General features: G+C 67.8%; 22 protein-coding genes. 19 read left to right on the top strand and 3 right to left on the bottom strand.

Features of this window, described 5'->3' with window-relative positions:
- The first annotated feature begins 34 nt into the window (after positions 1 to 34).
- The 10 genes from GGR13_RS11600 to trxA all read left to right on the top strand — a co-directional run bounded on the left by GGR13_RS11600 (position 35) and on the right by trxA (position 13,112).
- Positions 35 to 1,207 (top strand): ABC transporter permease, encoded by a 1,173-nt coding sequence (locus GGR13_RS11600; protein ID WP_183213716.1) that lies wholly within the window; start codon positions 35 to 37, stop codon positions 1,205 to 1,207.
- Positions 1,204 to 1,959 carry an ABC transporter ATP-binding protein gene (locus GGR13_RS11595; RefSeq protein ID WP_183213715.1) on the top strand — a complete coding sequence of 252 codons (756 nt, stop codon included), beginning with the start codon at positions 1,204 to 1,206 and terminating at the stop codon, positions 1,957 to 1,959. Before GGR13_RS11600 ends, GGR13_RS11595 begins: the two co-directional genes overlap by 4 nt.
- Before the next feature lie 20 nt (positions 1,960 to 1,979).
- Positions 1,980 to 2,987 (top strand): HlyD family secretion protein, encoded by a 1,008-nt coding sequence (locus GGR13_RS11590; RefSeq protein WP_183213714.1) that lies wholly within the window; start codon positions 1,980 to 1,982, stop codon positions 2,985 to 2,987.
- Between the two features lie 40 nt (positions 2,988 to 3,027).
- On the top strand, positions 3,028 to 3,888 hold the full coding sequence (locus tag GGR13_RS11585) for a 1-acyl-sn-glycerol-3-phosphate acyltransferase (RefSeq protein ID WP_183213713.1): 861 nt from the start codon (positions 3,028 to 3,030) through the stop codon (positions 3,886 to 3,888).
- Positions 3,885 to 4,343, top strand: a complete 459-nt coding sequence (tsaE, locus tag GGR13_RS11580) for a tRNA (adenosine(37)-N6)-threonylcarbamoyltransferase complex ATPase subunit type 1 TsaE (RefSeq protein WP_183213712.1) — start codon at positions 3,885 to 3,887, stop codon at positions 4,341 to 4,343. The genes GGR13_RS11585 and tsaE overlap by 4 nt, the downstream gene beginning before the upstream one ends.
- Positions 4,336 to 5,424 carry an N-acetylmuramate/N-acetylglucosamine kinase AmgK gene (gene amgK, locus GGR13_RS11575; RefSeq protein WP_183213711.1) on the top strand — a complete coding sequence of 363 codons (1,089 nt, stop codon included), beginning with the start codon at positions 4,336 to 4,338 and terminating at the stop codon, positions 5,422 to 5,424. Before tsaE ends, amgK begins: the two co-directional genes overlap by 8 nt.
- Positions 5,421 to 6,134, top strand: a complete 714-nt coding sequence (murU, locus tag GGR13_RS11570) for an N-acetylmuramate alpha-1-phosphate uridylyltransferase MurU (RefSeq protein WP_183213710.1) — start codon at positions 5,421 to 5,423, stop codon at positions 6,132 to 6,134. The genes amgK and murU overlap by 4 nt, the downstream gene beginning before the upstream one ends.
- Positions 6,131 to 9,220 carry a double-strand break repair protein AddB gene (gene addB / locus GGR13_RS11565; protein WP_183213709.1) on the top strand — a complete coding sequence of 1,030 codons (3,090 nt, stop codon included), beginning with the start codon at positions 6,131 to 6,133 and terminating at the stop codon, positions 9,218 to 9,220. Before murU ends, addB begins: the two co-directional genes overlap by 4 nt.
- Complete coding sequence (addA, locus tag GGR13_RS11560) at positions 9,217 to 12,696, top strand: double-strand break repair helicase AddA (protein WP_183213708.1); 3,480 nt, start codon at positions 9,217 to 9,219, stop codon at positions 12,694 to 12,696. Before addB ends, addA begins: the two co-directional genes overlap by 4 nt.
- 74 nt (positions 12,697 to 12,770) lie before the next feature.
- Entirely contained in the window at positions 12,771 to 13,112 is a 342-nt protein-coding gene (gene trxA / locus GGR13_RS11555) for a thioredoxin (RefSeq protein ID WP_183213707.1), read from the top strand.
- On the opposite strand, the gene GGR13_RS11550 is transcribed toward trxA, so the two are convergent.
- Positions 13,109 to 14,386 carry a bifunctional folylpolyglutamate synthase/dihydrofolate synthase gene (locus GGR13_RS11550; RefSeq protein ID WP_183213706.1) on the bottom strand — a complete coding sequence of 426 codons (1,278 nt, stop codon included), beginning with the start codon at positions 14,384 to 14,386 and terminating at the stop codon, positions 13,109 to 13,111. The genes trxA and GGR13_RS11550 overlap by 4 nt on opposite strands.
- A 44-nt stretch (positions 14,387 to 14,430) precedes the next feature.
- Here GGR13_RS11550 and GGR13_RS11545 point away from each other — a divergent pair, with 44 nt between their 5' ends.
- From GGR13_RS11545 to GGR13_RS11505, 9 genes are all read left to right on the top strand, one after another.
- Positions 14,431 to 14,868, top strand: coding sequence for a DoxX family protein (locus GGR13_RS11545; protein ID WP_183213705.1), 438 nt, complete (start codon positions 14,431 to 14,433; stop codon positions 14,866 to 14,868).
- Positions 14,869 to 15,084: 216 nt separating this feature from the next.
- Positions 15,085 to 15,777, top strand: a complete 693-nt coding sequence (gene tsaB / locus GGR13_RS11540) for a tRNA (adenosine(37)-N6)-threonylcarbamoyltransferase complex dimerization subunit type 1 TsaB (protein WP_183214096.1) — start codon at positions 15,085 to 15,087, stop codon at positions 15,775 to 15,777.
- Positions 15,774 to 16,223, top strand: coding sequence for a GNAT family N-acetyltransferase (locus GGR13_RS11535; protein ID WP_343060372.1), 450 nt, complete (start codon positions 15,774 to 15,776; stop codon positions 16,221 to 16,223). Before tsaB ends, GGR13_RS11535 begins: the two co-directional genes overlap by 4 nt.
- A 36-nt stretch (positions 16,224 to 16,259) precedes the next feature.
- On the top strand, positions 16,260 to 16,742 hold the full coding sequence (locus tag GGR13_RS11530; protein ID WP_183213704.1) for a Fur family transcriptional regulator: 483 nt from the start codon (positions 16,260 to 16,262) through the stop codon (positions 16,740 to 16,742).
- Positions 16,743 to 16,808: 66 nt separating this feature from the next.
- A complete protein-coding gene (gene miaB / locus GGR13_RS11525; protein ID WP_183213703.1) occupies positions 16,809 to 18,215 on the top strand; it encodes a tRNA (N6-isopentenyl adenosine(37)-C2)-methylthiotransferase MiaB in 1,407 nt (468 codons plus the stop codon).
- A gap of 5 nt (positions 18,216 to 18,220) precedes the next feature.
- Entirely contained in the window at positions 18,221 to 19,216 is a 996-nt protein-coding gene (locus GGR13_RS11520; RefSeq protein WP_183213702.1) for a PhoH family protein, read from the top strand.
- Between the two features lie 10 nt (positions 19,217 to 19,226).
- The gene (gene ybeY / locus GGR13_RS11515) at positions 19,227 to 19,703 is read left to right on the top strand and encodes an rRNA maturation RNase YbeY (protein WP_183213701.1); all 477 of its coding nucleotides are present in this window, start codon (positions 19,227 to 19,229) and stop codon (positions 19,701 to 19,703) included.
- Positions 19,704 to 19,713: 10 nt separating this feature from the next.
- Entirely contained in the window at positions 19,714 to 21,318 is a 1,605-nt protein-coding gene (gene lnt, locus GGR13_RS11510) for an apolipoprotein N-acyltransferase (protein ID WP_183213700.1), read from the top strand.
- 106 nt (positions 21,319 to 21,424) lie between these two features.
- Positions 21,425 to 21,832, top strand: a complete 408-nt coding sequence (locus tag GGR13_RS11505; RefSeq protein ID WP_183213699.1) for a helix-turn-helix domain-containing protein — start codon at positions 21,425 to 21,427, stop codon at positions 21,830 to 21,832.
- A gap of 86 nt (positions 21,833 to 21,918) precedes the next feature.
- On the opposite strand, the gene GGR13_RS11500 is transcribed toward GGR13_RS11505, so the two are convergent.
- Together GGR13_RS11500 and GGR13_RS11495 are read right to left on the bottom strand one after the other, a co-directional pair.
- Positions 21,919 to 22,728, bottom strand: a complete 810-nt coding sequence (locus GGR13_RS11500) for an exodeoxyribonuclease III (RefSeq protein ID WP_183213698.1) — start codon at positions 22,726 to 22,728, stop codon at positions 21,919 to 21,921.
- Complete coding sequence (locus GGR13_RS11495) at positions 22,728 to 23,354, bottom strand: SCO family protein (protein ID WP_183213697.1); 627 nt, start codon at positions 23,352 to 23,354, stop codon at positions 22,728 to 22,730. Before GGR13_RS11495 ends, GGR13_RS11500 begins: the two co-directional genes overlap by 1 nt.
- Positions 23,355 to 23,407: the final 53 nt, after the last annotated feature.

The raw sequence follows: 23,407 nt of genomic DNA, 5'->3' as shown, positions 1-23,407 counted from the left end.
TCAGATAGCCCCGTAACGGGGTTTTCGGACGTCCATGTCACTCGCGCTTTCCACACTGCTGTTCGAATGGCGTCGCTATATGGCGGCGGTGATGGCGCTGGCCCTGTCCGGTCTTCTGGTGCTGGCGATGACCGGGGTGTTCATTGGCATCGGCAAGGGCTTTACCGCCACCATCGAGCGATCCAGCGCCGACATCATCATCATGCAGCCGGGGGCCAAGAGCCTGATCGGCGGACCGTCGGGCGTGCCGCGCCGCTTCATTCCCCAAGTGTACAACAATCCCGCCGTGATCGAGGTCCAGCCCCTGGACGGAGCGGGCGGCAGCTTCCAGTCGGTCAAGAATGTCGATCCGACGATGTCTCAGGCGGAACGGGCCAAGCAGGGCGCGCCCCGGCAGGAGTTCGTCCAGGCCTCGATCATCGACACCACGCCCGGTGCCGTGACGATCCCGACCGACTATTCACCCGAACTGGTCGACGCCCTCCGCCAGCCCTACACCGTCGCCATCGACGAGACGGCCCTGGCCAAACTGGGCGTCAAACTAGGTGAGAAAGCCCTCTACAACGGCCAGACGGTGACCGTGGTCGGCATTACCCGCGGCTATCCGAACATGATGCAGTCCACCGTGATCATGTCCCGCGACACCCTTCGGATGCTCGGACAGGCAGACACCGGTCCGCGGGTCGGCCCCCTGATGGTCAAGCTCCGCGACCCGACCCGGGCCGTGGCGGTCGCTGAACAGCTGAACACCGCCGGCAATGGCCAGTGGAAGGCCTGGACGCGCCAGGAACTGGCCGATGCCAACCAGATGGCGATGTTCGAAGAGGGCATCCTGGTCATCATCATCGGCGGGTGCGTGGTCCTGGGGACCATCATCGGCATCGCCATCACCTGGCAGACCCTGCGCGGGGCCATCATGGCCAATATCAAGGAATTCGCCTCGCTGCGGGCGCTCGGCGTCGGCATGGGGTCGCTGAACCGCATCGTCATGGAGCTGAGCTTCTGGGTCGGCTGCGTCGGCGTTGCGGCGGCGATCCTGCTGACGCTTGCGGTGCAGTGGCTGGCCATGTCGGGGGCGGTGATCATCGCCCTGCCGCCCCTGCTGCTGGCCATCGTCGGCGGAGGCCTGATCCTGATCGCCATGCTGTCGGGCATGCTGTCGCTGGGCGTCCTCAAGAACAGCCAGCCTGCGGACCTGCTGCGATGAGCCTTCACACCAACGTTCACGGCAAGCACGGCGATTTCGCGATCGAGGCCACAGGCCTGGTCAAGCGCTTCAAGTCCGGAAAGGGCTTTGTCGAGGTCCTGAAAGGTGTCGATTTCGATGCCCGCCATGGCGACCTGACCATGGTCATGGGACCCTCGGGTTCGGGCAAATCGACCCTGATCGCGGCCCTGTCGGGCCTGTTGCGCCCCGAACAGGGACGCGTCGATGCGCTGGATGTCGACGATCTGTGGAAGCTGTCGTCCGGACGGATCGACAAATTCCGCCTCGACCACTGCGGCTTCATCTTCCAGGGCTTCAACCTGTTCCCGGCGCTCAGTGCCCTGCAACAGGTCGAGGTCGTGCTGAAATTCCAGGGCCTGACCCCGGCACAGGCAAAGAAGCGCGCGACCGAGGCCCTGACCGAGGTCGGGCTGGGTCATCGTCTGGGTCAGCGGCCCTCGGCACTGTCGGGTGGCGAAAAGCAGCGCGTGGCGATCGCGCGCGCCCTGGCCAAGGACCCCAAGATCCTGTTTGCCGACGAACCGACCTCGGCCCTCGACGGCGAGAACGGGCAGATCGTCATCCGTCTTCTTCGGCGGGCCGCCAGCGAGCATGGCGCGGCCGTCATCTGCGTGACTCACGACCCCCGTCTGGAGGAGTGGGCCGATCGCGTCATCAAGATCGAGGACGGGGTCATCATCGACGACCAGCGTCGCATTCCCAACCCCGACGCCGTTCTGGCCTCGCACTAGATTTCTGTCAGGACCTGCCCATGCCCGCCTTCCTCAAGAACAAATGGCTCTGGATCGGCCTTCTGCTGATCATCGTGATCGTCGTCGGCTACGTCTTCATGCAGAACGCGGGCGCGGCCAAGAAGGCCGAAGCGGCTCAGGCCGAGGCCAATCAGCCGGTCAGCCCCTATGCCGCCATCGCCAATGGCAAGGTCGATATCGAGGGCGGGCTGATCCAGGTCGCGGCCCGGCGCGGCGGGATCGTCCGGGAAGTCCTGGTCCAGGAAGGTGACACCGTCGTCGCCGGACAGATCCTGGCCCGCCAGGAGGACGACGAGGCGCGTCTGGCCGTCCAGTCGGCGGCCGCCCAGGTCGCCCAGGCCGAAAGCCAGCTGGCCCAGATCCGCGTCGACATCTCGACCGCCGAGCGTGAATACGAGCGCCTTGCGCAGCTGGTCGCCACAAATTTCGTCGCGGCCCAGCGGATGGATCAGGCCCGCGATGCCATCGCCACGGCTCGCGCCCGCCTCGGCTCGCAGCAGGCCGGCGTCCAGACCGCCCGGGCCCAGCTGGCGCAGGCCCGCTACAACCAGGAACTGACTGTCATTCGCGCGCCGACCGCGGGCCGGATCGTGCGCCGCTATGCCAACCCGGGTGCCGGGGCCTCGACCCTGAACGTCTCGACCATGTTCGATCTGGAGCCCGATGCCCCCCGGATCGCCCGCGCCGAAATCGTCGAGAGCGACATCCCCAACATCGTCGCCGGACAGGCGGTCGAGATCACGCCCGAGGGTGATCCTTCCAAGGTCTATGTCGGCTCGGTCATCCGTCGCGCCGCGGTGTTCGGGGCCCGGAAGCTGGCGTCGGACGACCCCTCGCAGCGCTCCGACGAGCGGGTCGTCGAGGTCGTGGTTTCGGCCGGTGACGCGCCGCTGCTGATCGGCCAGCGGGTGCTGGTGAAATTCATGAAGCCGGGCGAGACGGCGGGTGCACCGCGCGCACCCACGGTGGGCGTGTCTCCGGACCGGGCGATGCGCAAGACCGGCTGATCGGCTTGCGAGCCCGAGCCGAACCGGCGACAAGGAGCGGGTGTCAGAGCCCTCTCCGATTCCCGCTCCGCGTCGCGCCCATATCGTCGATGTGCTGATCGCCGAGCGTGCGCCACGGCTGACGGCGTCGCCCGTCTGGCCGCTGATTCGGCCCTTTCTGTACCGGCTGCTGAACTATCCGGCGGCGCGCCGGATGGCCGATGCCATCGCAGACCGGCCGGGGGCCGGGACCCTGGCCTATATGTCCGACCTGCTGGACCTGCAGGTCTCGACCCTGAACCTTGACCGTCTGCCGCAGGCCGGTCGCTGTGTCGTGGTGTGCAACCATCCGACCGGGATTGCCGACGGCATGGCCGTGTTCGATGCCATCAAGGCCCGGCGACCGGACGCCATCTTCTTTGCAAATGCCGATGCCCTGAGGGTGTCGCCGCGCCTGTCCGAGGTCCTGATCCCGGTGGAGTGGGTGGTCCAGAAGCGGACCCGGGAAAAGACCCGCGCCACGCTGGAGGCCGCCCGGGCGGCGTTCGAGGCTGAACGATGTGTGGTCATGTTCCCGGCCGGACGGCTGGCGCGGGCCGGCAAGGGGGGCACGCTGATCGATCCCGACTGGGCCCCGACCGCGGCATCGCTGGCGCGGAAATATGCAGCCCCGGTGGTGCCGATCCATGTCAGCGGGCCGACCTCACACCTGTTTCACCTGTTCAACCGGATCTCGCCGGAGCTCCGGGACATCACCCTGTTTCACGAGTTGCTGAACAAGCGGAAGACGCCGTTCCGGCTCAGCGTCGGCCTGCCGATCGACCCGGCGCAACTGGACAACGATGCGGCCCGGGCGACGTCCGGGCTGAAGGCCTTTACCGAGCGGGTCCTGCCGTCACAGCCGGATGCCGTGTTCGCATGAGGATCCTGCTGGCCGATTCTGAAGCGACCACGCGGCTGGGCGAGGCCATTGCGCCCCTGCTGTCGGTTGGCGATGCGGTGCTGCTGTACGGGCCGCTCGGCATGGGAAAGTCGACGCTGGCGCGCGGGCTGATCCGGGCCATGACGCGACCCGACGAGGACGTGCCGTCTCCGACCTTCACCCTGGTGCAGTTCTATCCGTCCGACCCGCCCGTGGCCCATTTCGACCTCTATCGCCTCAGCCGTCCGGAAGAGGCGTTCGAGATCGGGCTGGACGAAGCCCTGGACGAAGGGGCCGCCGTGATCGAATGGCCGGAACGGCTGGGCGACGATCCGGGCGCCGTGCTGGGGCCGGATATCCTGACAATCGTGCTGTCCGAAGACGGCGAGGGACGCCTTGCGACCGTTTCTGGCGTAGGGGCATGGGAAGCCAGAATGATGGATCTGAATGTCTGACCGCGAAGCCCTGAGGCTCGACTTCCTGAAGACCGCCGGGCTGGCGGACGCGGCGCGAACGCCCCTGCCCGGCGATGCCTCGACGCGCCGTTATGAGCGCCTGATCACGTCTTCGGGCCAGACCCTGATGCTGATGGATCAGGCCCCGGCGGCGGAGAGCCCGCCGGCCGATCCCTCCTGGTCGCCGGAACGTCGCCATGCGGAAGGGTGGAATGCCATAGCGCGGCTGTCGGCCGGGAAGATTGAGGCCTTCGCCGCCGTCGCCGCCCATCTGCGCAGCCTGGGTCTGTCGGCCCCCGAGGTGGTAGCGCTGGATGCGCCGAACGGTCTGGCCGTGCTGGAGGATTTCGGTGACGCCCTGTTCGCCCGGGTCATCGAGGACGGCGAACCCGAAGCGCCGCTGTATCTGGCGGCGACCGAGGCTTTGGCCCTGTTGCATGACGCCCCGACGCCGGAGGTCCTGACGGGCCCGGGCGGCGACTGGCCACTGCTGACCTATGACGCCACGGCCCTGCAGGGCGGGGCCGATCTGTTCGTCCAGTGGATGCCGAAACTGGTGCCTGCCCTCCGCTTTGACGACGCAGCTATCGCGGACTGGCACGCCGCCTGGGCGCCCATCGTGGCGGCCGGAGAGGCGGGCGCGACGGTCATGGCGCACCGGGACTATCACGCCGAGAACCTGATCCTGTTGCCGGGCCTGCAGGGACCGCGCAGCGTCGGCATGATCGATTTCCAGGATGCGGTGCGCGCCCATCCGAGCTGGGACCTGCATTCCCTGCTGCAGGACGCCCGGCGTGATGTGTCGCCAGCGCTCGAGGCCCTCGCGCTGGATCATTATTTCACCCTTAGACCGGATGTGGATCGCGAGCCCTTCCTGCAGGCCTATGCCGGGCTGGCGGCCCTGAACGAGGCGCGCATCCTGGGCATCTTTGCACGTCTGATCGCGCGGGACGGCAAGCCGCGCTACCGGGCCTTCATGCCCCGGATGTGGGCGCATCTGGAGACCAATCTCGGCAAGCCGGGACTGGAGTCCGTGCGTGACTGGTTCGCCCGGTACGTTCCGGAGGATGTTCGCCAATGACGGCTCCCAAGACCGCCATGGTGCTGGCCGCCGGTCTGGGCACACGGATGCGTCCGCTGACGGACGACCGGCCCAAGGCCCTGGTGGAGCTCGGCGGCCGGGCGCTGATCGATCACGTGCTGGACCGACTGGCCGAGGCGGGCGTCCAGCGGGCGGTGGTGAACGTCCACTGGTTCGCCGACCGGCTGGAAGGACATCTGGCGGATCGGCAGCGTCCGGCCATCACGATCTCGGACGAGCGGGCCGAGCTGCTGGAGACCGGCGGCGGGCTGAGGAAGGCCGCGCCCCTGCTGGGGACCGAGCCGGTGTTCGTGGCCAATATCGACAGTGTCTGGATCGACCGGGGCGACGCCCTGGGTGATCTGGCCCGGCTGTGGGACCCGGAACGGATGGATGCCGCCCTGCTGCTGGCCCGCCGCGAGGGTTCGATCGGCTTCGAGGGGAATGGAGACTTCTTCCTCGGCGACGATCATCGCCTCACGTTCCGGGGGACGGCGGCCTCGGCCCCTTTCGCCTATATGGGCGTCCACATCACCCGTCCGGACTATGCCGATCAGGGACCGGAGGGGCCGTTCTCGCTCAGCCCGCTGTGGCGCGCGTCGGCGGCGGCCGGGCGGCTGTATGGCTGCGTGATGGACGGCGACTGGATGCATGTCGGTGACCCGATGGCGCGGGATCAGGCCGAAGCCCGTCTGCGCGGCGAAGGATGAGCTTCGACCCGTTCCATCCGGACGGTCCCCGCTGGTTCGCCATCCCCGCGCACCGGCCCTTTCTCGACGACCTTGCGGCCGGGGTGCTGGCCTGGCTGGGCGATGCGCCACCCGAGGCGCTTTCGGATGCGACCATCCTGCTGCCCAACCGGCGCGCGGCGCGCGCCTTTACCTCGGCCCTGACCCGGCTGAGCGGCGACCGGCCCGTCCTCCTGCCCCAGGTCCGGCCGCTGGGCGATCTGGAGGAGGACGAACCGCCCTTCTCGCCCGGAGACCTGGGTCTCGACCTGCCGCCCGCCATCGCCCCGCTGACGCGGCGGTTCGAGATGGCGCGGATGATCGTCGAGGATTTCGAACCCGGCATGCGACCGCTCAGGGCGCTCGAGATGGCCGATGCCCTGGGCGGTTTCCTCGATTCCTGCCAGCTGGAAGAAATCGAGGATCCGGGCCGGGTGGTCGATCTGGTCGAGGGCGATCTGGCGATCCACTGGCAGGAGTCGGCGCGGTTTCTGGGGCTGGCGGTCGAGGCCTGGCCAAGGCGGCTGGCGGCGATGGGTCTGGTCGATCCGGCCTGGCGCAGGGCCTCCTTGCTGCGGCTGCTGGCGACGCGCTGGAGCGAAAACCCGCCAAAGGGACCCGTGATCGCGGCCGGATCGACGGGGTCGGCCCCCGCCGCAGCCGATGTGCTGGCGGCCGTGGCGCGGGCACCGCAGGGCTGTGTCGTCCTCCCCGGCCTCGATCGCGATCTGGCCGACAGTGTCTGGGCCCTGCTGAAGGACGAGGAGCAGCATCCGCAGAACGCCCTGTGGCGGCTGCTGCACCGGCATGAGGTGTCGCGCGAAGCGGTTCGGCCCTGGCATCAGCCGCCGACGACGGCGGAAGATCAGGCGCGCGGTCTGGCGCGGCAGCGGCTGCTCAACGAGGCCCTGCGTCCTGCCCGCGCCACCAGCGACTGGCGCAAGGAGATCGCCCGTATCCGCGAGATCGCCGCGCCGCTGACCTCCGTCGACCCGATCGCCCTCGGTCTCGTAGGGCTGTCGGTCGTGAGCCTCGGGGCCGAGGAGGACGCCGCCGCGACCCTGGCCCTGATGATGCGAGAGACACTGGAAACACCCGGCAAGACCTGCGCCCTGGTGACGCCCGACCTCGCGCTGGGTCGCCGGGTTGCGGCGCGGCTGGAGCGGTGGGGAATCACGGCAGACTCGTCGTCGGGCACGCCGCTGTCGCGGATGCCGGCCGGAGGATTTCTCGATCTGGCGGCGCGATGGATCGCGGATCCCCTGAACCCGCAGACGCTGCTGGCCCTGATCAAGTCCCCCCTGACGTATTTCGATCTCGATGGGGCGAACACGGCCGAGGCTGTCGCGACGCTGGAGGAACATGCGCTGCGGGGGCCGGCGCCGCGTACCAGCGGCGATCTGCTGAAGCGGCTGGACAAGGCGGGCGAACCGCGCCGGGGCGGCAAGCCCCTGCCCGAGTGGCGGGCGGCCCGACTGGCCGGGGCGCGTGCGCTGGCCGAGCGGCTGGAGGCCCTGTCCGAAGCGGCGCAGGCCCCGTTCGTTGATGGCCATGCACCGCTGGACGAGGCGGCACGGACCCTGACCCGGCTGGTCGAGGCGCTGGCCGGTCAGGACGTCTGGGCCGGGCCCGACGGCGAGGCGGCGGCGGCCCTGATGTCCGGACTGATCGCGGGCGGCGCGTCGCTGGGCGGCATCACGCGTCGGGACTTTGCCGACCTGGTCCACAACCTGCTGACGGAGGAGACCGTCCGCACCGGTGGGGCGACCCATCCCCGGCTGCGTATCCTCGGGGCCATCGAGGCGCGACTGGTTCGGGCCGACCGGATGATCCTGGCCGGGCTGGAGGAAGGCGTTTGGCCCAATGCCGCACCGGTCGATCCCTTCCTGTCCCGGCCTATGCGCGGGGTGCTGGGCCTGCCGCCGCCCGAGCGTCGGCTGGGCCAGACGGCTCAGGATTTCGTCCAGGCCGCCTGTGGCGAGGAGGCGATCCTCGTGCACTCCGAGCGCCGGGGCGGCCAGCCGGCCGTGCGGTCGCGCTGGCTGTGGCGTCTGGAGATGCTGACGCGCGGGGCCAACACCGAGGCGACACGCGTTGACCTGAACCGGCCCGTCGAAATGACTGAACTGGCCCGGTCGCTGGACGCCCCACCACCGGGCCCGCCGCGCTATGCCAGACGCCCCGCGCCCCGCCCTCCAGTCGGGCGGCGACCGCGCAGCCTGTATGTCACCCGGATCGAACGCTGGGTCCGCGACCCCTATGCCCTCTATGCCCAGTGGGTCCTGGGTCTGGAACCGATGGAGCGACCGGGCGCATCGACCCAGGCGCTGGAGCGCGGCAATGCCATTCACAAGGCGGTGGAGCGGTTGACGCTCGCCTTCCCGCGCGACCTGCCGCCCGACCATGCCGAACAGCTGGAAGCCGCAATGATCGCCGAGCTCACGGAACGCGGCTTCGACGACGCTGCCATGGCACGCGAGGCGCCGCTGGCCCGCAATGCGGCGGTCTGGCTGACCGGGATCGAGGCGCAGCGCCGCGCGCGGGGCGTCGACCTGATGGTCGAACAGCAGGGGCAGCTGACGATCGAGACGCCGGGCGGCCCCTTCACGCTCAAGGCCTATGCCGACCGGATCGAGCGCGGAGCCGACGGCGGGGCCGTGCTGGACTTCAAGACCGGACAGACCCCGAAGCGCAAGGAAGTCCTGGCCGGCTTCGCGCCGCAGCTGACCCTGACAGCAGCCATTCTGGCGGCTGGCGGATTTCCCGAAGCCGGACCGATCATGGCGAATGAATTGACCTACCTGAAGGTGGTCGGGCGGCGGGTGCCGGGCGAGGTCGTCACGGTCTCCGATCCGACAAAGGCCGCTCCCGATCCGGCGACTGCAGCCGAGATGGCAGAGCTGGCACTGGAGGGCCTGCGCAGCCGGATCGCCCAGTTCGACAATGAAGAGACACCCTATGTGTCCTGGGTTGCGCCGCAGTTCATGGGCAGTTTCGGCGGCAACTACGACCACCTCGCCCGGGTCTGGGAGTGGCATGTCATCGGCGAGGGCGAGGCCGAGACATGAGCCACCTTCCCTCCGCCTCCGACCACCAGATCCGCGCCGCCGACCCCGGCCTGTCGGTCTTCGTCACGGCCAATGCCGGATCGGGAAAGACCTCGACCCTGGTGAACCGCGTGGCGCGCCTGTTGCTGCACGACGTGGCGCCCGGCGAGATCCTTTGCATCACCTATACCAAGGCCGCCGCCGCCGAGATGCAGGCCCGGCTGTTCGAGACCCTGGGCCTCTGGGCGGTCATGGATGACCGCGACCTGCCGGGGGCCTTGAGTCGCCTCGACGGCCGGGATCCCGCCAGCTTCACCGAAGCCGACCTGACGGCCGCCCGCAGCATGTTCGCCCGCGCGCTGGAAACGCCGGGTGGTCTGAAGATCCAGACCATCCATGCCTTCTGCGAAAAGCTGTTGCGGCGTTTCCCGATCGAGGCCGACGTCTCGCCGCGCTTCACCGTGCTGGAGAACGAGGCGGCGCTGACCCTGTCGCGCCAGGCCCGGGACGATCTGGCGCGCGAGGCGATCCGGAACCCGGAGGGTCCAATCGGTCGGGCCTACAGTTACTTCGCCGTGGCTCTGGACTGGAAGGCCTTTCAGTCCCTGCTGGGCATGATCGAGACCCAGCGCGAGTCCCTGACGGACTATCTGGATCGGGTCGCGTCGGGCATGGCTCCGGGTCCCCATGCGTTGGCCGGGGCGCTCCCCGGACGATCGGCATCGGAGCTGGAAACCGAGTTCATGGCCTTCCTCGACCGCGAGGTGTGGGACGAGACGGCCACGGCCATGATGGCCGGTTCAGCCAATGACCAGGGCTGTGCGGGCCGGATGCGGGAAGCGAGCTGGACCTTTGGCGGGATCGGCGACGTCTTTCTGACCAAGGGCAGTCCGCGGAAATCCATGGCCACGAAGGGTGCCGATCGGGATGCTGCGGCCTGGCTCGAAGACCTGCAGATGAAATACTGCGCGACCCTGAGCTCGGTCCGGGCCGCGCGCGTCGCAGAGGATACGGAACGGCTGCTGACCCTCGCGAGCGTTCATGCCGCTTTCTACGAGGCCGCCAAGGCAGCGCGCGGGGCACTGGACTTTCCCGACCTCGTCACCCGGGCGGTCCGGCTGCTGACGCAGAACGGGGCGGCGGCATGGGTCCTGTACAAGCTGGATGGCGGGATCGAGCACGTCCTGATCGACGAGGCCCAGGACACGGCCCCCGACCAGTGGTCGATCGTCCATGCCCTGACCGACGCATTCTTCTCCGGAGAGGGTGGGCCAAGGCCGGGGACGGTGCCGCGCATTCCCCGCACCGTCTTCGCCGTCGGAGACGAGAAACAGTCCATCTATTCCTTCCAGGGGGCCCGGCCCGAGCGGCTGAGGCAGGAGGCTCAGCGATTCACGAGCCTGGTCGAAGGGGCGGAACTGGCGTTCCAGCATGTGCCGCTCGACACCTCCTATCGGTCCACGGAGGAGGTACTCGGGTTCGTCGATGCCGTCTTCCATTCACCCGAGCGGACCCGGGCCCTGGTTGGCGAGACCGGAGACCGCATCCAGCACCATCCGGCCCGCGTTGGGCAGCACGGGTCGATCGAGCTCTGGCCCCTGTTCGAGGACGAGAAGGCCCCCGAACGTGACGGCTGGCTGGACCCGGTCGATCTGGAATCCAGCACCAGCGGTCGCAAGCGGCTGGCCGTGGCCCTGGCGCTGGAAATCCGGCGACAGGTCGAGACCGGCGTCGCCGTTCACGCGCGCGGTGACGACGGACAGCCGACCCTGAGGCCCTGCGGCTATGACGACTTCCTGATCCTGGTGCGACGTCGCGACGGGACCTTTGAAGAGATCATCCGTGCGCTGAAGACGCTGGGTGTGCCGGTCGCGGGGGCGGACCGGCTGAAGCTGTCGACCCATATCGTCTTTGACGACCTGATCGCCCTGGCCCGGTTTGCCCTGTTCCCCGACGACGACCTCAGCCTGGCCGGTGTCCTGCGCAGTCCCTTCTGCGATGTGCCCGATTTCGACGGTATCGACAGCCTCTATGCGTTGGCCGGGCGCGAAAAGCGGGACGGATTGTGGCGGGAGCTGCGCCGGCGGGGCGACGAACAGCCGGCCTGGAACCGGGCCCGGGCGCTGATGCAATTCGCCATCGACAGTCGGGACCGGGACCCGTTCGCCTTCTTCGCGGGCGTGCTGAACCGGGTGGATGACGCCGGCCAATCGGGTCGGGCACGCATCCTCGCCCGTCTGGGTCGCGAGGCCGAGGAAGCGATCGACGAGACCCTCGCCCAGGTCCTGTCCGCCGAGGATCGTGGCGCGACTGATCTGGAAACCTGCGTCGCGATGCTGGAAAGCGCGGACGTCGAGGTCAAGCGCGAGATGGACGGAGCACGAGCCGAGGTGCGGGTCATGACCGTGCACGGGGCCAAGGGTCTTGAAGCCCCCATCGTCATCCTGCCTGACACCACCAGCCGGTCCAAGCCGCAGGGGCCGAGCCTGATGCCGGTTGCCCTTGATGACGGGAGCGAAGGCTGGCTGATGTGCCCGGGCGACAAGTCCGACGACTGCGACACGTCGGCCGAGACGCGACAGGCCCGGATCGACCGGACCGACGCCGAGTCTCTCAGGCTGCTGTACGTGGCCCTGACCCGTGCGAGGGACCGGGTGATCATTCTGGGCCGGGCCCTGGGCAACAGGAAGGAAGGCTTCGAGGAGGGAAGCTGGTGGGACAGCCTGGCGGAGACCTTTGCCCGGTTGCAGGCCAATGACGGGACTGCCGTGCGCGACGTCGGTGACGGACGCCTCAGGTTCGGTGTGGACCCGGTCGTCGCCTTGCGGACTGCGGCTGCCGCACCCGAGAGGGTGGAGATCCCGGCATGGACCCGCACAACGCCGGCCAGCGATCCTGCTGCCCGTTTCGTCTCGCCATCCCAGATGCAGGGCGGCATCCGGATGCCGGCTCCCTCGCCCCTGGCCGTGGTTGGCGAAGGTCTGGGGCGGTTCCGGCGCGGCGACCTGATCCACCGGCTGCTGGAGCGACTGCCCGACATCGACGCCGCTGATCGACAGGACGCCGCCCGCCGCATCCTGGCCCGCGAACCGGACCTGAGCCCCGAGCAGCGGGCGGAGATGATCGAGGCGGCCTTCGGCGTGCTGGACGACGACCGCTTTGCCCCGGTGTTCGGCCCAGGGTCCCGCGCCGAGGTCGCTCTGACCGGGTCCGCACCCAGCCTGCCGCCGGGTGTTTCGGTTTCCGGGCGGATCGACCGGCTGGTGCTCACGCCCGAACGCGTGCTGATCGTCGACTACAAGACCAACCGCCCTGCGCCGCAGCGGATCGAGGATGCAGACCTCGCCTATGTGTTGCAGCAGGCCGTCTACCGCGCCGTGCTGCAGCAATTGTACCCCGATCGGGCCGTCGAGGCGGCGCTGGTCTGGACGGACGGGCCGAGACTGATGGCCATCCCTGCCGAGATGATGGACGCCGCCCTGAGCGGGGCGCGTTGATTTCCGTCGGAATCACTCCCACATCCCATCCCGAACGCGTTCAGGTCGAGCGCACCCAGAAGAAAGACACGCACATGGCCACCGTCAAGGTAACCGACGACAGCTTCGAGACCGACGTCCTGAAGTCCACGACCCCCGTCCTCGTCGATTTCTGGGCGGAATGGTGCGGACCGTGCAAGCAGATCGGCCCGGCGCTGGAACAGATCGCCGACGAACTGGCCGGTCAGGTGACGATCGCCAAGGTCAATATCGATGACAGCCCGATGGTCCCGTCGAAGCTGGGCGTGAAGGGCATCCCGACGCTGATGCTGTTCAAGGATGGCCAGATGACCTCGCTCAAGGTCGGTGCCATGCCCAAGGGCAAGATCGTCGAATGGCTTGCCGAATCCGGCATTGCCGCCAAGGCCGCGACCTAGTCCGGCCAGGTCTCGCGGCTCGCGCCCAGAACCTCGCCCGCGAGGTAGAGCGAGCCGCAGATCACCACCCGTCCGGCCCCCAGTCGCAGTGCGCGATCCAGCGCGGCTTCGACCGACGGCGCGCTCTGGGCCCCCAGGCCATGGGCCTGGGCCAGGGCGGCCAGGGCGTCGGGGCCGGCCGCCGCGCCTTCGAAGCCGACCGTGAAGACATGGGCGCCCGACCCCCGGAATGCCTCGAAGAATCCGGATGCATCCTTGTTGGCGAGCATGCCGACAATCAGGGCCAGGGGGCGTGGAGCCTTGGCGTGACGATCCGTCAGGGCCTCGGCCAGCGCCCGCGCCGCGTGAGGGTTATGGCCTCCGTCAAGCCAGAGTTCGGCCTCGGCTTGGCGCGCGGTATCGCCGTAAGGCCCTGACGCCAGCCGCTGCATCCTGGCGGGCCAGCGTGCAGCCTTCAGACCCGTCGCGATCGCGGCCTCGGGAAGGTCGAGTTCCAGAGCGGCCGCGATGGCCAGTCCGGCATTGTCCACCTGATGCGGGCCGTAGAGCGCCGGTGCCGGCAGATCGAGGAAGCGTTCCTGGTCCTGGAACACCATGCCGCCGCGTTCGGCCCAGGCGTCGAAATCGACCCCCATGACCGTCAGGGGCGCATGGACGGAAAGGGCGGCGCGCTCGATCGCGGCCATGGCATCCTCGCGCTGTCGGGCCACCAGACCGTGGGCCCCGGCCTTCAGGATACCGGCCTTTTCCGCAGCGATACCCGGCAGGGACGTGCCCAGAAACTCGGCGTGGTCCAGATCGACCGGCGTGATGACGCTGAGCAGCGGACGATCAATGACATTGGTCGCGTCCAGACGTCCGCCCAGCCCGACCTCGATGATGGCCAGGTCGGCGGCGGTCTCCGCCATCGCCAGAAACGCGGCGGCCGTCGTCGTCTCGAACACCGTGGCCTCGACGCCCTGCACGGCCTCGACGCGCGTCAGGGCTGCGTCCAGAGCCGCATCCTCGATCAGCACCCCGGCCAGCCGGATCCGCTCGTTGAACCGGACGAGATGGGGCGACGTATAGACATGGACCTTCAGCCCCGCGGCCTCGGCCATGGCCCGCAGGAGGGCGACGGTGGACCCCTTGCCATTGGTGCCCGCCACATGGACCACCGGCGGCAGAACGTCCTGAGGATTGCCCAGAGCTGCGCACAGGGCCCGCATCCGGTCCAGCGACAGGTCGATCTTCTGGGGGTGCCGGGCGAGGAGCCGGGCGGCGATGGGATCCATGCCTCCCCATAACCGATCGCGCCCGGCCCATGCTATGGCCGATCATGGACAGGACCCCCTTCAGCAGAACACGCACGGCCCTGCGGATCGTGCTCGCCGTCGCCTTTCTGGCGGCGGGCGTGCTGCATCTGGTCGTCCCGGGGCCGTTCCTGGCCATCACGCCCGACTGGGTACCCCGGCCCGAGACCGTGATCCGCCTCACCGGGGTGGCCGAGATCGCCGGGGCCATCGGACTGTTGACGCGGCGGTTTCGAGTGGCGGCGGGCATTGGCCTTGCGCTTTATGCCCTGTGCGTGTTCCCGGCCAATGTCCGTCATGCCTTCGATCCGGACGTGTCGCTGCCGACCCTGGGCTGGGCCTATCATGGGCCGAGGCTGCTGTTGCAGCCGGTGATCATCTGGCTGTGCCTCTGGGTCAGCGCGGCGATCGAATGGCCGGTTCGCCATGAGACCAACGCGTCCTCGAAAGCGCCGGGCGAATAGGGCATTTTCAGTCGATGGCCCGATTTCGCTACGCTGCAGGCTGCAGGGGCCTGAGCCAGGCCGGGGCTGGGGCATATGCACGGCATGTTGGATGGCAGGGCCGTGCTGGAGTATTTCTTGGCCATTCGGGACGAAAGGGTGCGAAGAGCCCTCGCCCGGATCGGGGCCGCGCTGGCGTCCCGACCTGAACAGCGGAACCCTCTGGATGACCGGTCGATGAAAGTGCTCGTGATCGATACCGCCCTCGGTGCCTGCACCGTCGGCGTGTTCGAGGCCGATCAGGCCCTGGCCATGAGGTCGGAGCCGATGGCCAAGGGCCACTCCGAGCGGATTGGCGGCATTGTCCGCGATGTCATGGCCGCGTCGGGCATCGGGTTCGATGCCCTTGACCGCATCGGCGTGACGGTCGGGCCGGGATCGTTCACGGGGTTGCGCGTTGGACTGGCCTTTGCCCAGGGTCTGGGTGAGGCGCTGGACCGCCCGGTGATCGGCCTGTCGACCCTGGCGGCGCTCGCGGCCTCGCGACCGACGCCCGATGCCGCCCCGTTCGCAGCGGTGGTCGATGCCCGCCGCGGCCAGGTCTATCTGCAGGCCTTCAGGGGAGATCAGCCGCTCTGTCCGCCCCAGGCCGTGGCGATCGATGCCGCGGTCGATCTTGTGGCCGAACTGGGCTGTGCCGGCGTGGTCGGGACGGGAGCCGCGATCCTGAACGCCAGACGCGGGGAGCGATCCATGAAGCCCCTGCCCTTGCCCGACCCGCCGATCATCCATCCATCGCCGCCAGCCCTGGCACGGCTGACCCGGCTGGCGGACCCGGCAGGAAGTCCGCCTCGCCCCCTGTATCTCCGCGCACCGGATGCAACCCCGCCGACCCGGCTGCCCGGACAGGCCCGGACGCCTGTGGCGTGACCCTGTCCGATGGCGCATTGCATCTGACCGAACCGGGCGACGGGGCGGGGCTGGCCGCGTTGCATCGCCAGAGCTTCGACGCACCCTGGGACGAAGCCGCCTTCGAGACCCTGCTCGGACAGCAGGGGGTGGTCGGCATCCGACACGCCGACGGCTTCATCCTGTTCCGGGTCATTCTGGACGAGGCCGAAATCCTGACCCTGGCGGTCAAGCCGATGGCGCGTCGGTCGGGGCTGGGGTTGCGACTGGTCGAGGCTGCGGCGACGTTTGCGGCGCGGATTCAGGCCCTTCGGTTGTTCCTCGAGGTGGCTGAGGACAATGCCGCCGCCCGCGCGCTGTACGCCAAAGCCGGGTTCGGGATCGAAGGTCGGCGCAAGGCCTACTATGCCCGCAGCGGCGCCCCCGCGGTCGACGCCCTGATTCTGAGTCTCAACTTGGCAGGGTGACTTCCCACGGACTGTCTGCCCGCCTATCTTGTCGGCATGGACCGTATCGAAAAACTCTGCGCCGATCGCGGCATGCGAATGACCGAACAGCGGCGGGTGATCGCCCGGGTGCTGTCCAACGCCGAGGACCACCCGGACGTCGAGGAACTGTATCGCCGCGCGTCCGGCATCGATCCGCACATCTCGATCGCTACCGTCTATCGCACCGTGCGTCTGTTCGAAGAGGCGGGCGTCGTCGAGAAGCATGACTTCGGCGACGGTCGCAGCCGCTATGAAGAGGCCGGCGACGATCACCATGATCACCTCATCGACACCCGGACCGGCGAGGTCATCGAATTCTTCGATGCCGAGATCGAACGGCTGAAGTCCGAGATCGCCGAGCGCCTCGGCTTCGAACTGGTCGGTCACAAGCTCGAACTCTACGGCAAGGCTATCGAAGGGGCCGAGCCCGCAAAACGCGAGGGACTGATCTTCACGCGTCAGGCCGCACGCGTTGACCCGGCGAAGATCGATTATTGATCGCGGTCGTCCGGGCCGTCCGGCCCCGAGTAGCGTCCGGCGCAATAGCCGACTAGAACCGCCGCGATGACCGACACCCTTGTTCAGCCAGCCGACGGGACAGGCGCGCCAAAGCGCCTGTTCATCAAGACCTACGGCTGCCAGATGAATGTCTATGACTCCGAGCGCATGGCCGATGTCCTGCGCCCGCTGGGTTATGCGACGACCGAGACACCGGAGATGGCCGATTTCGTCATCCTGAACACCTGCCACATCCGCGAGAAGGCCGCCGAAAAGGTCTATTCCGAACTGGGCAAGCTGCGGCTCATGAAACAGGACAAGGCGGCGGCTGGCGACGGCGTGATGACCATCGCCGTGGCCGGGTGCGTCGCCCAGGCCGAGGGCGAGGAGATCATGCGCCGGCAACCCGCCGTCGATCTGGTCGTTGGCCCTCAGGCCTATCACCAGCTGCCCGAACTGCTGACCCGCACCGCCCGGGCCCGGGGCGAACGGATCGGCGCCGACTTTGCCCCGAACGAGAAATTCGACGCCCTGCCCGCCGTTCGTGGCGTGGATGGCCCGACCGCCTTCCTGACAGTGCAGGAAGGCTGCGATAAATTCTGCACCTTCTGCGTGGTGCCCTACACGCGCGGCGCGGAGTGGTCGCGTCCGGTCGCCGATGTGCTGACCGAGGCGCGGGGGCTGGCCGAACAGGGGGTCCGCGAAGTCACCCTGCTGGGCCAGAACGTCAACGCCTATGACGGCATGGGTGAAGATGGCATCTGGTCGCTGGCACGACTGGCACGGGCCCTGGCGGACATCCCGGGCATCGATCGCATCCGCTACACGACAAGTCATCCGAACGACATGTCGGACGACCTGATCGCGGCTCATGGCGAGATCGAGGCCCTGATGCCCTATCTGCACCTGCCGGTGCAGTCGGGGTCGGACCGGATCCTGCGGCTGATGAACCGCAAGCACGGGCGCCAGAAATACATCGACCTGATCGGCCGTTTCCGCGAGGTCCGTCCCGACATCGCCATTTCCGGTGACTTCATCGTCGGCTTCCCCGGCGAGACCGACCGCGATTTCGAGGACACGATGAGCCTGGTGCGCGAGGTCGGCTATGCCTCGGCCTTCAGCTTCCTGTATTCGCCGCGTCCCGGTACGCCGGCCTCGACGATGGCGGCCCCGGTGCCGGACGAGGTGGCCCGGCCCCGGTTGCATGCGCTGCAGGCCCTGCTGTTCGAACAGCAGACCGCCTTCAACATGTCCCAGGCTGGCCGCACCCTGAACGTCCTGTTCGAGAAGACGGGTCGCAACGCGGGACAGGCCATCGGCCGTTCGCCCTATCTGCAGTCGGTTCATGTCGAAGGGGCGGATCATCTGATCGGCCAGATCGTTCCAGTCGCGATCGAGCGGGGCCAGCAGAACAGCCTGGCCGGACGGCTTTTGACAGACACCCCTCCGCCGCAGGCGGAACGGCAGGATTAAACAGTATGGCGCGTGAATCCGAGTTTCTGGCCCTGAACGACACGGAACTCAGGGCCGTGATCGGACCGCAGAGCCGCCACATCGCCCTGATCGAGGATGCGTTCAAGGTGCTGGTCGAGACGCCGGGCGGCGGTCTCTCGATCAATGGCGGCGCGCGCGACCGGGCCAATGCCAAGGCCGTGGTCAATACCCTGATCAACCGGGCCGAAAAGGGAGCCACGGTCACCGAGGCCGATGTCCGCGCGGCGCTGGGCACGGTCCGGGGCGGCGGCACAAACCCCAGCGACCCGATGGCCCTGCCCGTCGGCAAGCGGGGCGCGATCGTCCCCAAGACCAACGCCCAGGCCCGCTATCTGGAAACCCTGGCCCGCTGCGAGCTGTCGTTCGGGGTCGGTCCGGCGGGCACAGGCAAGACCTTCCTGGCGGCAGCCTATGGCGCGTCCCTGCTGCGCCGGGGCCAGGTCGACCGGCTCGTCATCACCCGCCCGGCCGTGGAGGCCGGCGAGAAGCTGGGCTTCCTGCCCGGCGACCTGAACGAAAAGGTCGATCCCTATCTGGCCCCGATCTGGGAAGCTCTGAACGACATCCTGGGGGCCGAGGACGTCCAGCGTCGGCGCGACAAGGGCGAGATCGAGGCCGCCCCGATCGCCTTCATGCGGGGCCGGACGCTCAGCCACGCCTTCGTCATCGTCGATGAAGCCCAGAACACCTCGCGGCTGCAGATGAAGATGGTCCTGACCCGTCTGGGCGAAGGCGCGCGCATGGTCGTAACCGGCGACCCATCGCAGATCGACCTGCTGAATCCGCGCGATTCCGGACTGGCCCATGCGCTGCGCATCCTGCGCGATGTGAAGGGTGTCGGGGTGCTGGAGTTCGAGGCCCAGGACGTGGTGCGCCACGCGATGGTCGAGCGCATCGTCCGGGCCTATGACGCGGATGCCGCCGGCGGACGGCCAAAGCCGGATCTGGAAGAGACTGTCCCTACCACCGTCGCGATCTGACCGGTTTTCCATGAATGCGGCTCTGGAAATCGATGTCGACGTCGAGGATACGAACTGGACGTCGACCGTGCCCGATGTCGAGGCCTGCGTGATGCGTGCGGCCCAGGCAGCAGCAGATGGATCTGATGGTTCGATCGCCATTCTACTGACCGACGACGACACGGTTCGTGACCTGAACGCCCGCTTCCGCGACAAGGACAGGCCAACCAATGTCCTGTCCTTTCCGGGGGCTGACATGCCGATGCCGGGTTCGGCACCGCATCTGGGAGACATCGTCCTGGCTTACGGCGTCTGCGCTGCGGAGGCCGTGGCCCAGTCGAAGACCCTGTCCAGTCATCTGACACATCTGGTCGTGCATGGGGTTCTGCACCTTCTGGGCCGGGACCACGGGACCGATCCCGAGGCGGAGGCCATGGAGGCAGAAGAGAAGACGATCCTCGCGGCTCTGGGTATCGCCGACCCCTATGTCCTGATCGACGACCATTGAGGCCTTTCGCATGAAGACCACTGCAGGACTTTGGGACCGAGCGCTGACGGGCCGGTGGAGCCGTATCGGCCTGGCCCTGCTGGCCGGGCTGGGGGCCGCGCTTGCGCATCCGCCATTCGGGATCCTGCCGGGACTGCTGGGCTATGGCCTGCTGATGCTGCTGGCCGAACGGTCCGGCAACACGCGCGGCGCCTTCTGGATGGGCTGGCTGGCGGGTTTTGCCTATTTCGGGCTCGGCTGCTGGTGGGTGGCAGAGGCCTTTCTCGTCAATCCGGATCAGGCCTGGATGGCCCCGTTCGCGGCCAGTCTTCTGCCTGCCGGCATCGGGCTGTTCTGGGGAGCCGCGACCGCCCTCTACCGACGGTTGGCACCGCGGGGTGTGCTGCGGGTCCTGATGTTCGCAGGTCTCTTTGCCCTGTTCGAGTGGCTGCGGGGCCATGTGCTGACGGGCTTCCCCTGGAACCCGGCCGGGGCCAGCTGGAAAGCCGGGTCGGCCGCATCGCAACTGGCGTCGGTGATCGGAGTCTATGGTCTCAGCCTCGTCACGGTCGCCATTTTCGCTGCGTTCGCGCCGCTGGCCGCTCCGGGACCGCGCAGAAGCCGCATCACCGCAGCCGGGCTGGGGTTCGTAGGCCTGATCGCCGTGATCGCATTCGGTGCCGGCCGCCTGTCAGAGGCACGGGTCGAGCCGACAGACACCCTGATCCGCATTGTCCAGGCCAATGTCGAACAGGAGTCCAAATGGACCCCGGAAGCCTATCGCGGAATCGTCGACCGCTATCTGGCGCTGACGGCCCAGCCCAGCACCCTACCCGGTTCACCCCTGCCCGACGTCGTCGTCTGGCCCGAGGGTGCCCTGCCCGCTGCCGCAGACACGGTTTTCGGACCGGCTTCGCAGGATGGGGTGCTGATTGCCCAGGCCGTGCAGCCCGGACAGACCCTGCTCATGGGTCTGGGGCGTGGTCAGGCCGACCCGACCGCTCCTGATGGGGCGCGCTATTTCAACGCCCTGTTTGCCCTTCACGACACGGGCGGGCCGGGCCTGACCATCGCGGCGATCTATGACAAGCACCGCCTGGTGCCGTTCGGCGAATACCTGCCCCTCGGATCGCTGATGGGGGCGCTGGGCATCCGCAGTCTGGTCCACATGCCTTCCGACTTCAGCGCCGGGCCAACCCCTGCACCGATCGACCTGCCCAACGCGCCACGGGTCCAGCCGCTGATCTGCTACGAGAGCCTGTACCCCGGGTTCACGCCCGGCGGAGCCGGACGCCCAGACTGGATCGTCAACGCCTCTAACGACGCCTGGTTTGGCGCAACCTCCGGGCCGCTCCAGCACCTGAACCTGGCCAGCTATCGGGCCATCGAGACGGGGCTGCCGGTTGTGCGCGCGACCCCCACCGGTGTGTCGGCAATGATTGATCCCTGGGGGCGCATTGTCGGCGAGAACCAGCTCGGGTCGGGCCAGAGCGGAGTCATCGATTCCCTGCTTCCGCGTCCGGCCTCACGGACGCTGTTTGGACGATTCGGAGACCTCGGCTTCTGGATATTGCTGGGTTTGGCCCTGGTCCTTTCCGGACCATGGCCAAAACGGCCCATGAAACCCGCCCATTAGGAGATCAAGCTTTACAGGCATCGCCATTTCCGCGAATTGTGATGACAGCGGTGCGCGACTGGCGCATGTCAATCATTGCATTGCGAACTATCTAGGCGAGAGAAGAATGGCGCGAGGAACAGGCGAGGACGGACCCCATCCGGTGGACCGCCATGTCGGCAGGAGGGTCTGCGAAAAACGGATCAGCCTCGGTTATAACCAGAGCGATCTGGGCCGGGCGCTGGGCCTGACGTTTCAGCAGATCCAGAAATACGAAAAAGGGGCGAACCGCATTTCAGCGTCGAAGCTCTGGGACATTTCCCGCTTCTTCAAGGTGGACGTGTCCTACTTCTTCCAGGGTCTCGGCGCAGTCCAGCCCGGCATGGCCGAGGGCGATGCCGATGCGTTCGATCACGACTTCCCGTCGACGCGCCACACCATAGAAATCGGTCGTCTAGCCCCTCAGTTGTCCAACCGGCAGCAGAAGCTGGCGCTTGAACTCATTCGCGAAATGGCCGACCGGCCCGCGGAGTAGAACGATCCTGCGGGCATCCTGCTGGCCCTGCCACGGGATGTCGGACAGCAGCCTACGCGGCGCTGTTTCAGGAACCGCCGACCCGATCAGACGTCGAGGTCAACGGTGATCGGACAGTGATCGCTGGGCTGGGTCCAGGCGCGGACGGGCTCGTGGATCGTGGCGCTGCCGGCCACGACCGCCGGCGTCAGCCCTGGCGAAGTCCACAGGTGATCGAGGCGCAGCCCGCGTGCCGACTTCCGGAAATCCTCCGCCCGATAGCTCCACCAGCTGGCCAGTTTCTGCGGGTCGGGGTGAGCATCGCGAACCACGTCTGAGAATCCGCCCACGTCCTGAAGCCGGTTCAGCGTCTCAACCTCCAGCGGCGTGTGCGACACGATCTTCGACATGTAGCGGTGGTTCCAGACGTCGAACTCTCCGGGCGCAATGTTGAAGTCACCCGCGAGCAGCAGCGGTGCCCGCCGATCACGGCTCGCCATCTCGGCCGTCAGCCGCTCGTAGTAGTCCATCTTGTGATCGAATTTGGGGTTCAGCGTCCGGTCGGGAACGTCACCGCCGGCCGGAATGTAGAAATTCTGGATCTCGACGCCGGACACCGTGGCAGAGACGCAGCGCGCGTGTCCCTGGCGACAGACATCCAGCTTCGGGCTGTCCGTAATCGGCCGGCGACTGGCGATGGCGACCCCGTGCCAGCCCTTCTGGCCCGCGATCCGCAGGTGGGGCATGCCCATCGCCTCGAAGGCGCGGACCGGAAACTGGTCCTCGAGGCATTTGATTTCCTGCAGGCACAGGACGTCGGTGTCGCTTTCGGCGACAAACCGGGCGACCTGATCGACCCTCAGACGAACCGAATTGATGTTCCAGGTCGCGACCCGCAGCGGCTTGCCCGACGCCATCAACCGCGCGCCATCACGCGTTCGATCAGCTGGGCCGAACGTTCCGGTCCAAGGTCATGGGCGAGTGCAGAGCGGAACTTCCCGTCCGGCCCCATCAGATAGACGGTGAGCGAGTGGTTCATCGTGTAGGCATCGCCCTCTCCGACCTTCTCGTAAATGGCGCGATAGGCGCGGGCGGTGGCTGCGACCTGTTCGGCCGTACCGGTCAGGCCGACCACGCCCTCGGGAAAGCCGTCACTCGACAGATAGGCTTTCAGGGCTTCGGGGGTGTCACGCTCCGGGTCGACGGTGATGAAGACGACCTGGATATCGTCGCCCTTCGCGCCCATCCGCGCCTTTGTGGCCTCGATCGCCGCAAGGGTCGTGGGACAGAAGTCGGGGCAGTAGGTGAACCCGAAGAAAACGAGGCTCCATTTGCCGTCCAGCAACGATTGATCCACCGCCTTGCCGGTCTGGTCGACCATCTCGAACGGGCCGCCGACCAGGGCCTGGCCCGTGCCGGCATCCGTGATCATCGTCTCTGCAGCGCGCTCGCGGCCGGTCACCACGAAGACCGTGGTCAGGGCGAGGGCAGCGGCGATGGCCGCACAGGCACCCGCAAACAGCATGACGGAACGGCGTGGCATCGTGTCTCTCATTCAACACGCCGACAGAACGGCGCGACGGGTCTATAGACCGG

The organism is Brevundimonas variabilis (assembly GCF_014199945.1).
GTDB classification, from domain to species: domain Bacteria; phylum Pseudomonadota; class Alphaproteobacteria; order Caulobacterales; family Caulobacteraceae; genus Brevundimonas; species Brevundimonas variabilis.
This window is presented reverse-complemented; position numbering and strand designations above follow the sequence as displayed.